General features: G+C 72.0%; 16 protein-coding genes and 1 riboswitch. Of the genes, 1 reads left to right on the plus strand and 15 read right to left on the minus strand.

All coding sequences use genetic code 11. The annotated features are described in order from the left end of the window. Window positions 1–8 precede the first annotated feature (8 nt). The 15 genes from dprA to ACUYMY_RS10360 all read right to left on the minus strand — a co-directional run bounded on the left by dprA (window position 9) and on the right by ACUYMY_RS10360 (window position 11418). Window positions 9–1217, minus strand: coding sequence for a DNA-processing protein DprA (gene dprA / locus ACUYMY_RS10290; RefSeq protein WP_481703467.1), 1209 nt, complete (start codon window positions 1215–1217; stop codon window positions 9–11). Next, window positions 1214–2773: a YifB family Mg chelatase-like AAA ATPase gene (locus ACUYMY_RS10295; RefSeq protein ID WP_481703468.1), complete on the minus strand. Its 1560-nt coding sequence runs from the start codon at window positions 2771–2773 to the stop codon at window positions 1214–1216. Before ACUYMY_RS10295 ends, dprA begins: the two co-directional genes overlap by 4 nt. After that, a complete protein-coding gene (locus tag ACUYMY_RS10300) occupies window positions 2770–3126 on the minus strand; it encodes a YraN family protein (protein ID WP_481703469.1) in 357 nt (118 codons plus the stop codon). Before ACUYMY_RS10300 ends, ACUYMY_RS10295 begins: the two co-directional genes overlap by 4 nt. 118 nt (window positions 3127–3244) lie before the next feature. Then, window positions 3245–3586, minus strand: coding sequence for a DUF2469 domain-containing protein (locus ACUYMY_RS10305; protein ID WP_077487683.1), 342 nt, complete (start codon window positions 3584–3586; stop codon window positions 3245–3247). Window positions 3587–3590: 4 nt separating this feature from the next. Further along, window positions 3591–4436 carry a ribonuclease HII gene (locus tag ACUYMY_RS10310; protein WP_481703470.1) on the minus strand — a complete coding sequence of 282 codons (846 nt, stop codon included), beginning with the start codon at window positions 4434–4436 and terminating at the stop codon, window positions 3591–3593. Next, window positions 4433–5188 carry a signal peptidase I gene (gene lepB, locus ACUYMY_RS10315; RefSeq protein ID WP_481703471.1) on the minus strand — a complete coding sequence of 252 codons (756 nt, stop codon included), beginning with the start codon at window positions 5186–5188 and terminating at the stop codon, window positions 4433–4435. The genes ACUYMY_RS10310 and lepB (ACUYMY_RS10315) overlap by 4 nt, the downstream gene beginning before the upstream one ends. Further along, a complete protein-coding gene (lepB, locus tag ACUYMY_RS10320) occupies window positions 5185–5850 on the minus strand; it encodes a signal peptidase I (protein ID WP_481703472.1) in 666 nt (221 codons plus the stop codon). Before lepB (ACUYMY_RS10320) ends, lepB (ACUYMY_RS10315) begins: the two co-directional genes overlap by 4 nt. Window positions 5851–5882: 32 nt before the next feature. Then, window positions 5883–6242: a 50S ribosomal protein L19 gene (rplS, locus tag ACUYMY_RS10325; RefSeq protein ID WP_481703473.1), complete on the minus strand. Its 360-nt coding sequence runs from the start codon at window positions 6240–6242 to the stop codon at window positions 5883–5885. Between the two features lie 230 nt (window positions 6243–6472). Further along, a complete protein-coding gene (gene trmD / locus ACUYMY_RS10330) occupies window positions 6473–7303 on the minus strand; it encodes a tRNA (guanosine(37)-N1)-methyltransferase TrmD (protein ID WP_481703474.1) in 831 nt (276 codons plus the stop codon). After that, window positions 7304–7831: a ribosome maturation factor RimM gene (rimM, locus tag ACUYMY_RS10335; RefSeq protein ID WP_481703475.1), complete on the minus strand. Its 528-nt coding sequence runs from the start codon at window positions 7829–7831 to the stop codon at window positions 7304–7306. It lies immediately after the preceding gene. A 112-nt stretch (window positions 7832–7943) separates the two neighbouring features. Then, window positions 7944–8186, minus strand: a complete 243-nt coding sequence (locus tag ACUYMY_RS10340; protein ID WP_481703476.1) for an RNA-binding protein — start codon at window positions 8184–8186, stop codon at window positions 7944–7946. Between the two features lies 1 nt (window position 8187). Further along, window positions 8188–8607: a 30S ribosomal protein S16 gene (rpsP, locus tag ACUYMY_RS10345; RefSeq protein WP_481705039.1), complete on the minus strand. Its 420-nt coding sequence runs from the start codon at window positions 8605–8607 to the stop codon at window positions 8188–8190. A 209-nt stretch (window positions 8608–8816) separates the two neighbouring features. Then, the gene (locus ACUYMY_RS10350) at window positions 8817–9272 is read right to left on the minus strand and encodes a hypothetical protein (protein ID WP_481703477.1); all 456 of its coding nucleotides are present in this window, start codon (window positions 9270–9272) and stop codon (window positions 8817–8819) included. A 78-nt stretch (window positions 9273–9350) separates the two neighbouring features. Then, the gene (locus tag ACUYMY_RS10355) at window positions 9351–10226 is read right to left on the minus strand and encodes a VOC family protein (protein ID WP_481703478.1); all 876 of its coding nucleotides are present in this window, start codon (window positions 10224–10226) and stop codon (window positions 9351–9353) included. 91 nt (window positions 10227–10317) lie between these two features. Continuing rightward, entirely contained in the window at window positions 10318–11418 is a 1101-nt protein-coding gene (locus tag ACUYMY_RS10360; protein WP_481703479.1) for an amidohydrolase family protein, read from the minus strand. A gap of 59 nt (window positions 11419–11477) precedes the next feature. Beyond that, a riboswitch (TPP riboswitch) is annotated at window positions 11478–11585 on the plus strand. On the opposite strand from ACUYMY_RS10360, the gene thiC reads away from it, so the two are divergent. After that, window positions 11582–13360 (plus strand): phosphomethylpyrimidine synthase ThiC, encoded by a 1779-nt coding sequence (thiC, locus tag ACUYMY_RS10365; protein ID WP_481703480.1) that lies wholly within the window; start codon window positions 11582–11584, stop codon window positions 13358–13360. It overlaps the preceding riboswitch by 4 nt. Window positions 13361–13374: the final 14 nt, after the last annotated feature.

Consider the following 13374-nt stretch of genomic DNA (forward strand, 5'->3'; position numbering starts at 1 on the left):
CACGCGCCTCACGAGTCCGCGCTCCGGCGCCAGCCCCACTCCGACCGCGTGCAGAGGCCGAGGAGCTGCAGGCGGCCCAGTCCAGCCCTGACCTCGGCCTCGCTCAGGCCCGCCACGGAGGCTAGGCTCTCCACCTCTGCCCCGCGCCGCTTGGGGAGCGCCTCGAGGAGCATGAAGTCCACGAGGGACAGCCCGTCGTGCGCGGGGCCCGGGATCTCCGGCTCGTCGACGAGCCCCTCGCCGGAGGCCGCCATGAGCTCGAACGCCTCCTTCTCGTCGGTCACGCAGAGCGCGCCCTCCCGCAGGAGCCGGTGGCACCCGGCGGAGTTGGCGCTGAAGACGGATCCGGGGACCGCGGCCACATGGCGTCCGATCTCTGCCGCCCGGCGGGCGGTGCTGAGGGCACCCGAGCGCCACCGAGCCTCCACGACCACCGTCAGCGACGAGAGGGCCGCGATGAGCCGATTTCGTTTGAGGAAGCGGTGCCTCGTCGGGGAGGCCCCGGGCGGCAGCTCGGAGACCATGAGTCCGCGCCTCGCGATCTCGCGGAGCAGGTCCTCGTGGCCCGAGGGGTAATAGCGGTCGACACCGCCGGCCATGACGGCCACCGTGGGCAGGGCCCGCGACGACGATGCAAGGGCCGCCCGGTGGGCCTGCCCGTCGATGCCGTAGGCGCCGCCGCTGACGACCGTGAGGCCCCTGTCCGCGAGGCCCTTGCCGAGCTCGCCGGCGACGGACAGGCCGTATCCCGTCGCGTCCCGGGAACCCACGATCGCTACCGTGCGCTTCATGGGCGGCAGTCGGTCCTCCCCGCGGATCCACAGGCACAGGGGCGCCTCGGCCCCCAGATCGTCGAGGCCGTCCGGCCATTCGGCGTCCTCGGGGACCACAAGCCGGCCGCCGAAGCGGGCGATCGTCTCGAGGTCCCGCTCGGGTGCCAGCTGCGGGACGCGCGGCCGCCAGCGCTCGAGGGCGGCGGCAAGGGCGCCTCGGCCAGCCGCCGGCTCAGCCAGGACGGCCTCGGCCCCTGGTGCGGGACTCTGCCCCGTCGCCACAAGGAGAGCGTCGACCGGCCCGAGGATGGACACGAGAGCCGTGCCGACGGGGTCCAGCGGCTCAAAGAGCCTCGACAGCGCGGCCCGGGCCACCCGGATGTCCTCCATGCCTGCCTCCCCGAGGGCCGTTGCGCCTGCGTGCCGCGTCGTGCCGCCGCTCATGCCGCTGCCACCGACTGCCGGAGGAGGAGGGCTTGGCCCACGTCGTCGGGGCCGGGTCGGTCCGCGCCCGCAAGGTCCGCAAGTGACCACGCGAGCCGCAGCACCCGGTCGTAGCCGCGTGCCGTGAGGGTGTTGTTGCCGAGGGCAGACTCGAGCGGCCGCGTCGTCGCCGCATCCAGACGGAACTGCCCCCGCAGGAGGCGGCCGGGGACCTGGGAGTTGGTCTCGAGCCCGAACGGCGCGAGCCGCTCCGCCTGCCGCGCTCTGGCCTCGCGCACGCGGGCGGCGACGGCACCCGTCGACTCGCCGGCACCCTCGGTGCCGAGGTCCAGGGCGGAGACCTTGCGGATGTGGAGCTGGATGTCGACGCGGTCCAGGAGCGGACCCGAGATCCTGCTGAAGTACCGGCGCCGCGCCTGAGGCGTGCAGGTGCAGTCGAGGCCCTTGCCGGAGCCGTTGCCGCACGGGCACGGATTGGCGGCGAGGACGAGCTGGAAGCGGGCCGGGTAGGCGGCGGTGCCCGCCGCCCGGTGGATCACGAGCTCTCCGCTCTCGAGCGGCTGGCGCAGCGAGTCGAGGACCCGCGGCTCGTACTCGGGCGCCTCGTCGAGGAACAGTACGCCACGGTGGGCTCTGGACGCGGCACCTGGCCGGGGGACGCCGCTCCCGCCGCCGACTATGGCCGGCGGGCTCGCCGTGTGGTGCGGGCTCTCGAACGGCGGGCGGCGCATGAGCTGCCGCGCGGCCCCCGGGTCGCCGGAGAGGGAATGGATTGCGGTGACCTCCATCGCCGCCTCGTCGTCGAGATCGGGCAGGATTCCCGGGAGGCGCTCCGCGAGCATCGTCTTCCCCGCCCCCGGGGGTCCGACGAAGAGCAGGTGGTGGCCTCCTGCGGCCGCGACCTCGAGCGCGGACCTGGCCTCGGACTGCCCCGCCACGTCGCGCAGATCCGGCACGGAGAGGGACGGCCGGCCACCGGCCTCTCCCCCGCCGCCGGCAGTGGACTCTCGCGCAGGTCCGGGTGCCGGGAGGCGCACGGCCTGGGGGTCAGCTCCGAGCTCGAGGGCGAGCTGCCCGAGGGAGTCGTAGGCGTGGACTATGGCCCCGGGAACGAGCGCGGCCTCCTGGGCGTTCTCTGCAGCGACGACGACATCGGGACGGCCCGCCCGCACGGCCGCCATGACCGCCGGCAGGACTCCCCTGATCGGCCGCAGCCGGCCGTCGAGGCCGAGCTCGGCGAGGAAGACGACGCCCCCGGGCGGGCGCAGGTCCCCCGCCGCGGCGAGCGACGCGACAGCGATCGCGAGGTCGAAGCCCGTCCCCCGCTTCGGCAGCGACGCCGGGATGAGGTTGACGGTGAGCTTGCGCCGCGTGAGCGGCAGGCCGCTGTTGTGGGCCGCGCTGCGGACGCGCTCGCGCGCCTCATTGAGGGCCGAGTCGGGCAGGCCGAGGACGACGAAGCTCGGCAGGGTCTGCTGGATGTCGGCCTCGACCTCGACGAGGTAGCCGTTGAGGCCCACCAGGGCCACGCCCAGGGCACGCCCGAGCCCGCTCATGCGACACCTCGCAGGTGCTCGATCCGGCTGCGCTCCCCGGCCGGGCCGGTCACCGCGATGACGTCCACGCGCCGTCGTCCGCCGCTGACGCCATGAGCAGCTGCCCAGGCACCGAGCAGGCGGACGAGCCGGCCGAGCTTCACGGGGTCGACGGCCTCGAACGGATGGCCGAAGTCCCACGATCGTCGCGACTTCACCTCGACGGCGACGAGCACCCCGGCGTCGTCCGCGACGATGTCGAGCTCGCCCTCCGGGCATCTCCAGTTGCGGTCCAGGATCGCGGCGCCGTGCGACCGCAGGTATTCTTCGGCGAGCCGCTCTCCGCGCTGCCCGAGTCTGTCCTTGGCTCTCATGGGACCAGACTCGCGGCCGGGAGGTCCGCGCGGGGCCGGGCGCCGTCCTATGTGGACGACTCGCCCGGGGGGGCAGCTGTGGAGGAGCAGTCAGTGGTTGCGGCGAAAAGCCCGGGCCCTAGCCCCCGAGGCCTGCCGCGCCGAGCCCGCCGTCCTTGGGCAGCCCGAGGTCCTCGACCTTGGGGAGCTCCTCGACGTTGACATCCTTGAAGGTGATCACGCGCACGCTCTTGACGAACCTCGCCGTGCGGTAGACGTCCCACACCCACGCGTCCTGGAGCGTGAGGTCGAAGTACACCTCGCCGTCGGCCGAGCGGGCCTGCAGGTCGACATGGTTGGCGAGGTAGAAGCGGCGCTCTGTCTCCACGACGTAGCTGAACAGCGAGATGACATCCCGGTACTCGCGGTAGAGCTGGAGCTCCATGTCCGTCTCGTAGTTCTCAAGGTCTTCGGCGCTCATGGTCCTATCTTCCCCCACCAGCCGGCGCTCGGCCGCCGGCATACACGTCGTCGAGTCCCGGCGCCTCGAGCGGCGCGGGCATGCTGTGAGGCCGCAGCTCGTCGTCGAGCGTCAGCGCGGCGTCAGCGCCGAACTGCTCGGCGGCCTCGAGCGCCTCCTCCGGGGGCAGCCCGGTCCCGAGGTGCCACGAGCGCCGGTGCAGGCTGGTGGGACCGAACTGGGCGAGCGCCGCGCGGTGGTCCGGCGTCGCGTAGCCCTTGTTGATGGCCCACCCGTAGCGCGGGTCCTCGAGGCCGTGGCCCACCATGATCTCGTCCCGCGCGACCTTGGCGAGGATGCTCGCGGCCGCAACTGCCTGGCACTTGAGGTCGGCCTTGATCGTCGTCCGGACGGGCACCGTGGGGATCCCCACGGCCTCCTCGAAGAGGGAGGCCTGCCCGCCACGGGCCAGCCAGTCGTAGTTGCCGTCGAGGTGGACGGCGTCGGGGACGATGCCCTCGGCGCCGAGCGTCTCGAGCGCCCGCACTCCGGCGAGCCGCAGGGCCCCCATGAGCCCGATCCCGTCGATCTCCTCGGCGCTCGCGTGCCCGACGGCGGAGCCGATGGCCCACGTGCGGACCAGCGGCACGAGCTCGACCCGCCGCTCGGGAGTCAGGAGCTTGCTGTCGCGCAGGACGGTCCGGGTCTTCACCCGGCGCGCGTCGACGACGACGACCCCCACGGTGACCGGCCCCGCGAGGGCTCCCCGGCCGACCTCGTCGCAGCCGGCGACGAGCGGGCCGAACTCGCCGGCGAGCCGGTTGACGAAGCGGAGGGTGGGCGCGGGGGCGCCGGGACGGGAGGTGCTCATGACGCGGGCGGAACGCTGGCGAAGGTGTCCGGGTAGCTGTCCAGGACGCGCAGCCGCGTGACGGGCCATGCGATGACCGTCGCCTTGCCCTCGACATCGGCAAGCGAGATGAACCCGGAGCCGCGCTGCTTGGCATCGTGGAAGCGGGAGTCGGAGGAGTGGTTCCGATTGTCTCCCATAACCCAGATGCTACCCTCCGGGACCGTCACGTCGAACTCGCGGACCAAGGGCGTCTCCGCGGGATTGACGTAGGGCTCCGCGAGGGGCTCGCCGTTGACCGTGATGCGATCGGAGGCGTCGCAGCACACGACATGGTCCCCGGGGAGGCCGATGACCCGCTTGATGAGGTGCTGCTGGGAGGTGTCCGGGAGGAGGCCCACGAACTCGAGGCCCTTCTGCAGGGGGTTCGAGGGCTCCTCGGGCATGGCCGGCAGCCACCCCTTCGTGTCGCGGAAGACGACGACGTCCCCGCGCTCGAGCGCGAAGTTGCGCGGCACCATGAGGTTGACGAAGATCCGGTCGTTCTCCTCGAGGGTCGGCACCATCGACTCCGAGGGAATGTAGAAGGCCTTGAAGAGGAATGTCTTGATGAGGAAGGACAGGACGACCGAGACCGCGAGGATGATGGCGATCTCCCGGAGCAGGCCGATCAGGCCGCCGCGCTTCGGGCGGGAGTCCTTGCGGCGCGCGGCGCCGTCTGGCTGCGCCCCCGTGTCCGCTTCGTCGGATCCGGGTCCGGGGGTGCGCTTCACTGAGAGTCCTTCGGTGTGGGGGTCGTGCTGAGATGGCCCAATCTATCAAGGGGCCAGAGGATCGCCATCGGCCTGCCGATGATCTTCTCGGTGCGGACCATACCGCCGCCGGGGGCGCCCAGGAGCGAGCGCGAGTCCGCCGACGCCGAGCGGTGGTCGCCCAGGAGCCAGATGCGGCCGGGGGGCACGACGACGTCGAACGCCTGCTCGCTCGCGGCGTCGCCCGGGTAGACGTAGGGCTCCTCGAGGGGGACGCCGTTGACCTCGAGCCTGCCGTCCGGCGTGCAGCAGCGCACTCGGTCCCCCGCGATGCCGACAACGCGCTTGACGTAGACCGTCTCGCTCGCCAGGACGCCGAACCATTCGGCGGTCCCCCGCGCGGCGTCGTCGACCCAGCCCCGGCCGCTGCTGAGCGGGGCGAAGGAACCCCTGCCATCGAAGACGACGACGTCGCCGCGCTGCACGGGCTGCCCGTCGAGGAGCGGACGCGCGACGGCGATCCTGTCGCCCGGAACGAGGAGCGGTTCCATGGAGCCGGAGGGGATGTAGAAGACGTCGACGACGAAGGCGCGCACGAGGCCCCATGCGAGCAGGGCGATCCCGAGGGCCAGCACGACCGAACGCCAGCCCCGCAGGCGGGACTGGCGTTCGGTACGGGCCATGGAAGAGGCGTGCAGCGCTGGGCAGCCGGAGGCTACTTGGCGGAGCTGTAGTCGCGCTTCTCCTTGATCTTGGCAGCCTTGCCGCGCAGCTCGCGCATGTAGTACAGCTTGGCGCGGCGCACGTCGCCCTTGGTCACGACCTCGATCTTCTCGATGATCGGGGAGTGCACGGGGAACGTGCGCTCGACGCCGACACCGAAGGAGACCTTGCGGACCGTGAAGGTCTCGCGGACGCCGTGGCCCTGGCGGCCGACGACGAAGCCCTGGAACACCTGGACGCGGGTGTTCTTGCCCTCGATGATGTTCACGTGCACCTTGATGGTGTCACCGGGAGCGAACTCGGGGACGTCGGAGCGCAGCGAGGCGGCGTCGACGGAGTCGAGAATGTGCATGATCTTCTCCTGGCGAATGCCACAGGTCACCCGCTTTGGTTTCGGGCTCCGCCGCGAGCGGCACAGCCCGGAGTGTGTGCGACCGCCAGCCGAAAGTCCCGGCGAGGCGGCGTGTCCGATCCGTTGGCACAGGCCCCCTGTGGCAGGTCCGAAGCCCGGCAGACACAACTGGCCATTCTGCCACAGGCATGGCCGCGGCCGCCATTCGAGAGCCTGTCACGGGGACCAGGTCAGGCGCGGCGCAGCCGCCCGTCGGCCACCTCGAAGCCCAGCTCCCTCAGGACCGCCCGCTCCGCCTTGCCGTAGGCCGATGCGTCGGCGCCCTCGAGCAACTCGGGCCGGCGCGCGGCGGTGCGGCGCAGCTGCTGCTCGAGCCGCCATTGGGCGATGCGCCCGTGGTTGCCGGAGAGCAGCACCTCCGGGACCTCGTGGCCGCGCCACGAGGCGGGCTTGGTGTACACCGGGTACTCGAGGAGGCCGTCCGAGTGCGACTCCTCGACGAGCGAGTGGGGGTTGCCGACGACGCCGGGCAGAAGCCTGCCCACGGCCTCGACCATGGCCATGACCGCGACCTCTCCCCCGTTGAGCACGTAGTCGCCCAGGCTCACCGGGCGGACGTCGAAGTGCTCCCGAGCCCAGTCCAGGACGCGCTCGTCGATGCCCTCGTAGCGCCCGCACGCGAAGGCGAGCGTCGGCTCCTCGGCGAGCTGATAGGCCATGGCCTGCGTGAAGACCTCCCCGGCGGGCGAGGGGACGATGAGGACCGGGCGCGACGCGCCCTCGGTCGCGGCGCCTCCTGCGTCCCGGCCGGGCGCCCGGGCAACGTCCTGCTGCAGGGCGAGCACGCGCTCGAGGGCGAGCGCCCACGGCTCAGGCTTCATGACCATCCCGGCCCCGCCGCCGTACGGCGTGTCGTCCACGGTCCGGTGCCGGTCCGCGGTGAACTCCCGGAGGTCGTGCACGGCGAGGGTCATGAGGCCGTCCTCCTGGGCCCGCCCGAGCAGGGACAGGCGCAGCGGCGCGAGGTACTCCGGGAAGATGCTGACGACGTCGATGCGCACCTAGGCCTCCGGCTCCCCAGGTTCGCGGTTGAGCTCGAAGAGGCCCGGCGGCGGGGTGACTGTGACGAACCCTCCCTCGAGGTCCACCTCGGGGACGATCTGCTCGACGAAGGGGACGAGGACCTCGCCGTCGGGCGTGTCGACGACGAGGAGGTCCTGGACGGGCATCGTCTGGAGCGCGGCCACCGTCCCCACCGACCGCCCCTCGACCCTGACCTCGAGCCCGACGAGCTCGTGCTCATACCAGCCGTCCTCGTCGTCGTCCTCGAGCTCCTCCGTCTCGACGAAGAGGCGGGCGCCGCGGAGCTCCTCGGCCCGATTGCGGTCGGAGACCTCCTCGAAGGCCAGGAGCAGGATCTCCTTGTTCCAGCGGGCAGAGCGCAGCGTGAGCGCGCCGAGGGAGGCCGGTTCGACGATGAACGCGGCCCCGGGAACGAAGCGGTCCTCGGGCGCGTCCGTGAGCACCTGGACCGTGACCTCGCCGCGGATCCCGTGGGGCTTGCCGATCCGGGCTACCTGTACTTGCATCGCTCGTGCTGCTCCTTGGGGACGTGGCGGGGCGGGACATGGCTCCGGCCCCTCCACCCTAGTGGGCGGAGGGGCCGGAAGAGGGCCTGCTGGCCTGGCTGACTGCTCGCGCCTACCGGCGGCGGTCGGTGTCGATCACGTCGACGCGGACAGCCTCGCCCTCGGCGAGGGCCGCGACGACCGTGCGCAGGGCGCGCGCGGTGCGGCCCTGTCGGCCGATGACCCGGCCGAGGTCGTCCTGGTGGACGCGCACCTCGAGGATCTCGCCGCGGCGGTTGCTCTTGGCCTCCACCGTGACGTCATCCGGGTTGTCCACGATGCCGCGGACGAGGTGCTCGAGGGCCTCGGCCAGCAAACTACTCAGCCTCGGTCTCGGCGGGAGCCTCGGCCTCGGCCTCGGCCTCGTCGTTCTTGGCGGCCTTCGGGGTGATGGCCTCGGGCAGGATCACGGAGCCCTTCTCGGGGGCCACGAAGGCCTCCTTGGCCTTGGGCGCCTTGAGGGTGCCCTCCTGGCCCTCGAGGCCCTTGAACTTCTGCCAGTCGCCGGTGATCTTGAGGATCGCCGTGACCTGCTCGGTCGGCTGGGCGCCGACGCCGAGCCAGTACTGGGCGCGCTCGGAGTTGACCTCGATGAACGAGGGCTCCTCGGTCGGGTGGTACTTGCCGATCTCCTCGATCGCACGGCCATCGCGCTTGGTGCGCGAGTCGGCGACGACGATGCGGTAGTACGGGGCGCGCATCTTGCCGAAGCGCTTGAGTCGAATCTTAACGGCCACGGTTGTGGTCACTCCTGTTTCTGCACACGGGTCGAGCCCCGGCTTTTCCGCTCCCGTGGGGCGGGCCGTACTTCGTCAGGGCTCTCAGCTTGACACAACGCGCACGACAGAGAGGGGGCCGTGCGGATCGAGTACCTGTCCATTGTGCCAGAGAAAACGCGCCGCCGTGCACGCGGCGCGGATCCCGGGCGCGCCCTCAGTCCGCGCCGTCACACCCCGGCCCAGACGAACAGCTCCTGGTGGTCCCCGTCGTCGACGTCGGCGGCGAGCTTGGCGAGCTGCTCGACGTAGTCGTAGGCCTCGCGCGCGTCGAACGGCAGGTCCTCCTGGTCCACCCAGGCGGCGGCGACGCGCTCGACGGCGTCGCCCTCCTCCTCGCCCGACTCGAACTCGAGGAGCTCCGCGAGGGCGCGGACCATCGCGGTCGGGACGGCGAGGAGGGAGTCCGAGCCGACGTCCACCATCGTGAGCTCGTAGTCGACCCCGGGGGCGTGCACGGCGGCGCCGACGAGGCTGCCGAGCTGCTCGATCTCGTAGTCGGACACGCCGGGGATGCGGATCCCGCCCGCATCCTCGCCGGACCCGCCGTCGAGCGCGGCCGCACGGGCTAGGGCCTCGGAATGCGTGGCGACAAAGATCTCGGCGAATGGGCTGGGAGCGGTCACGGTGTCCCCCTCTGCGGCGGTGCGGCAAGTCGTCGTGCCCGCACTGGTGCGGACACGACGAGCGTAGCGCAGGGTGCCTCAGGCTGCCACGATGGCCATGCGGATCCGGTTGCGCCACGGGTCCTCGAAGCGCAGCTCGGCCCCGGTGTGATGGCTCTCGACGCCTGCGGCGCGCAGGCGGTCAGCGGCGGCGAGGAGATCGTCCTCGGCCGGGACGTGGATGAGCACCTCGCCGAGGCCCAGCGTGTCCTTGCGCGGCCCGGCGCCGCGGGAGTTCCACACGTTCATGGCCATGTGGTGGTGGTACCTCCCGGCGGAGACGAACAGCGCCTGCCCGTGCCAGCCGGCGGTCTTCTCGAAGCCGAGCGTGTCGACGTAGAAGCCCTGCGCCGTCGGCACGTCGCCCACCTGGAGGTGCACGTGGCCGACGCCGGCCGCCGCCTCGCGCTGGCCGCTCACCGATTCCTCGGTGAGATTCCCGGCGAGGAACGCCTGCGGGGGCAGCGGGAGGCTGTCCATGACGACCTGGTCGCCGTCCCACCGCCACGTCTCGCGGGGCTTGTCGAAGTAGAGCTCGACGCCGTTGCCCTCGGGGTCCGTGAAGTAGAAGGCCTCGGAGACGAGGTGGTCGGCGCTGCCCGCGTAGCGGCGGGGGTCGTACTGCGCCGCCGTGGCGACGGTGGCCGCGAGGTCGGCCCGGTTCTCGAAGAGGATCGCGGTGTGGAACAGGCCCGCCTCTCCCCGGCTCGGGATCTGCAGGCCCGCCGCGGGGCTCAGGTGGACGAGCGGGACGCCGCGCCGGCCCAGGACGACCCCGCCGAGGGTCTCCGTGAGCGGCACGAGTCCGAGGGCGCGCTCGTAGTAGTCGAGCATGAGCTTCATGTCGCCGACCTTGAGCATCACGGTGCCCATCGCGAGGTCGGCGGGCAGGAGGTCCTGGGCGGACGCGGTCATCAGATGCTCCTCAAGGCAGGGTGCGGAAGTTGTTGCTTCAAGTCTAGCTTTACTTGAAGCTTCAAGCAATACCCCGAGGGGCTCCCCCCTGTCAGTCGTCCAGACTGCCGATCCCGGCGATCCGCACGCCGTCCCGGAGCACGTGCAGCGGCGCGGCGAGCGTCTCGGGCTCGCGTCGCGGATCGGCAGCGAGGACGACGACGTCGGCCGGGTCGCCCTCGGCGAGGCCGGGCGCCCCGAGCCATGAGCGCGCGCCCCACGCGGCGGCGTCGAGCGCGGCCTCCGTCCCGATGGCCGCGGCGAGCTCGAGCACCTCGTCCGCGATGCGGCCGTGGGCGATCACGCTCCCCGCGTCGGTGCCCGCGTAGACCCGCACTCCCGCGGCGTGCGCTGCGGCGATCCGCTCGTACCGGCCCTCCCAGAGCGCGCGCATGTGGGCCGCGTAGCGCGGGAACTTCGCCTCGCCACGGGCGGCGATCCCGGGGAACGTCCCGATGTTCACGAGCGTCGGGACGATCGGCACGCCGGCGTCCGCGAGGCGCGGGATGTGCCGCGGCAGCAGGCCAGTGGCGTGCTCGAGGCAGTTGATGCCGGCGTCGAGCAGGGTCTCGATCGCATCCTCGGAGAACGTGTGGGCGGTGACGCGGGCCCCCTCGGCGTGGGCGGCGGCCACGGCATCGCGCACGACGGCGGGTGGGAAGGCGGGCGCGAGGTCGCCGGCGCGGCGGTCGATCCAGTCCGCGATGATCTTGACCCAGCCGTCGCCCCCGCGGGCCTCCTTGCGGACCGCCTCGACGAGGCCCTCGGGCTCGACCTCGAGGGCGAGGCCGGGGAGGTAGCGGCGGCTGCGCGCGATGTGCCGGCCGGCGCGCAGGAGGCGCGGGACGTCGTCACGCGCCTGGAGCCAGCGGGTGTCCGCCGGGCTCCCGCAGTCCCTCACAAGGAGCACCCCGGCGGCCGCCTCGGCCCGCGCCTGGGCGAGCGTCGCGCCGTCGTCCGCGGCCCCGCCGGCCACGAGGCCGAGGTGGCAGTGTGCGTCCACGAGGCCCGGCATGGCCCAGCCGGCGAGCGTGGCGTCCGGCGCGGCCGCCGGCCGGACGTAGGTGATGCGGCCGTCGACCGCCCAGGCCTCGGGGCGCTCGTCCCTGACCGCGGGCAGGACCGGACCCGTGAGATGGATGATGGGGCTCATGCGCTCCAGCGTAACGAGAGCCCCGCTTTGGCTTCCCGCTCCGGCCCGGGCTAGTCTCGTCGGGTCCACACGGGTGCCCTCGCAGGGGCTGAGATCAGGCTGGCGCGGCCTGCGACCGTCGAACCTGTCCGGGTCATGCCGGCGTAGGAAGTGAGGGCTCATCATGAGCATTGCGAGCACCGAAACCAGTTCCAGCGAGCAGCACCCCGCCCACTCCCTGTCCTTCCTCGAGGACGCGGAGCACGGGATCCGGGTGCCGGTCACGCAGATCGCGCTCGACGACTCCCCCAACGGCGAGGCCAACCCGCCGCTGACCGTGTACCGCACGGCCGGCCCGGGCAGCGACCCCGTCGTGGGGCTGCCGCCGTACCGCGCGGCGTGGATCGCCGAGCGCGGCGACACGGAGGAGTACGAGGGCCGCGAGCGGAACCTGCTCGACGACGGCCGCTCGGCGCTGCGCCGCGGCGCGGCGTCCGCCGAGTGGCGGGGCGCCAAGCCCGTTCCCCGCCGCGCCAAGGCCGGGCGGCGGGTGACCCAGATGCACTACGCGCGCGCCGGCGTCGTCACCCCAGAGATGCGCTTCGTCGCGCTGCGGGAGAACTGCGACGTCGAGCTGGTCCGCAGCGAGGTCGCCGCGGGCCGCGCGATCATCCCGAGCAACATCAACCACCCCGAGTCCGAGCCGATGATCATCGGCAAGGCCTTCCTCGTGAAGATCAACGCGAACATCGGCAACTCGGCCGTGACGTCCTCGATCGCCGAGGAGGTCGACAAGCTCCAGTGGGCCACCAAGTGGGGCGCGGACACGGTCATGGACCTCTCGACCGGGGACGACATCCACACGACCCGCGAGTGGATCATCCGCAACTCCCCCGTGCCGATCGGCACCGTGCCCATCTACCAGGCGCTCGAGAAGGTCAACGGCGACGCCTCGAAGCTCACGTGGGAGGTCTTCCGGGACACGGTCATCGAGCAGTGCGAGCAGGGCGTGGACTACATGACGATCCACGCGGGCGTCCTGCTGCGCTACGTCCCGCTCACGGCGAACCGCGTCACGGGCATCGTCTCGCGCGGCGGGTCCATCATGGCGGGCTGGTGCCTCGCGCACCACGAGGAGAACTTCCTCTACACGCACTTCGACGAGCTGTGCGAGATCTTCGCCCAGTACGACGTCGCGTTCTCGCTCGGCGACGGTCTGCGCCCCGGCTCGACCGCGGACGCGAACGACGCCGCGCAGTTCGCCGAGCTCGACACGCTCGCCGAGCTGACGAAGCGGGCCTGGGAGTACGACGTCCAGGTCATGGTCGAGGGGCCCGGTCACATCCCGTTCCACCTCGTGCGCGAGAACGTCGAGCGGCAGCAGGAGCTGTGCGACGGCGCGCCGTTCTACACGCTCGGCCCGCTCGTGACGGACGTGGCCCCGGGCTACGACCACATCACCTCGGCCATCGGCGCGACGGAGATCGCCCGGTACGGCACGGCGATGCTGTGCTACGTCACGCCCAAGGAGCACCTCGGCCTGCCGAACAAGGACGACGTGAAGACCGGCGTCATCACGTACAAGATCGCCGCGCACGCCGCGGACCTCGCCAAGGGGCACCCGGGGGCCCACGAGCGCGACGACGCCCTGTCCAAGGCCCGCTTCGAGTTCCGCTGGAAGGACCAGTTCTCGCTCTCGCTCGACCCGGCGACCGCCGAGGCGTTCCACGACGAGACCCTCCCCGCCGAGCCGGCCAAGACCGCGCACTTCTGCTCGATGTGCGGGCCGAAGTTCTGCTCGATGCGCATCTCACAGGACATCCGGAACGAGTTCGGGTCCAAGGAGGCGCAGGAGCAGCTTGTCGGCATCGCCGAGGGCATGCGGCGCAAGAGCGAGGAGTTCCTCGCCCAGGGCGGCAAGGTCTACCTGCCGGAGACCATCAGCGTCGGCGCTCCGGAGTAGCCAGGAACGCGAAG

The sequence above is a fragment of the Sinomonas sp. T428B genome, from assembly GCF_056780155.1.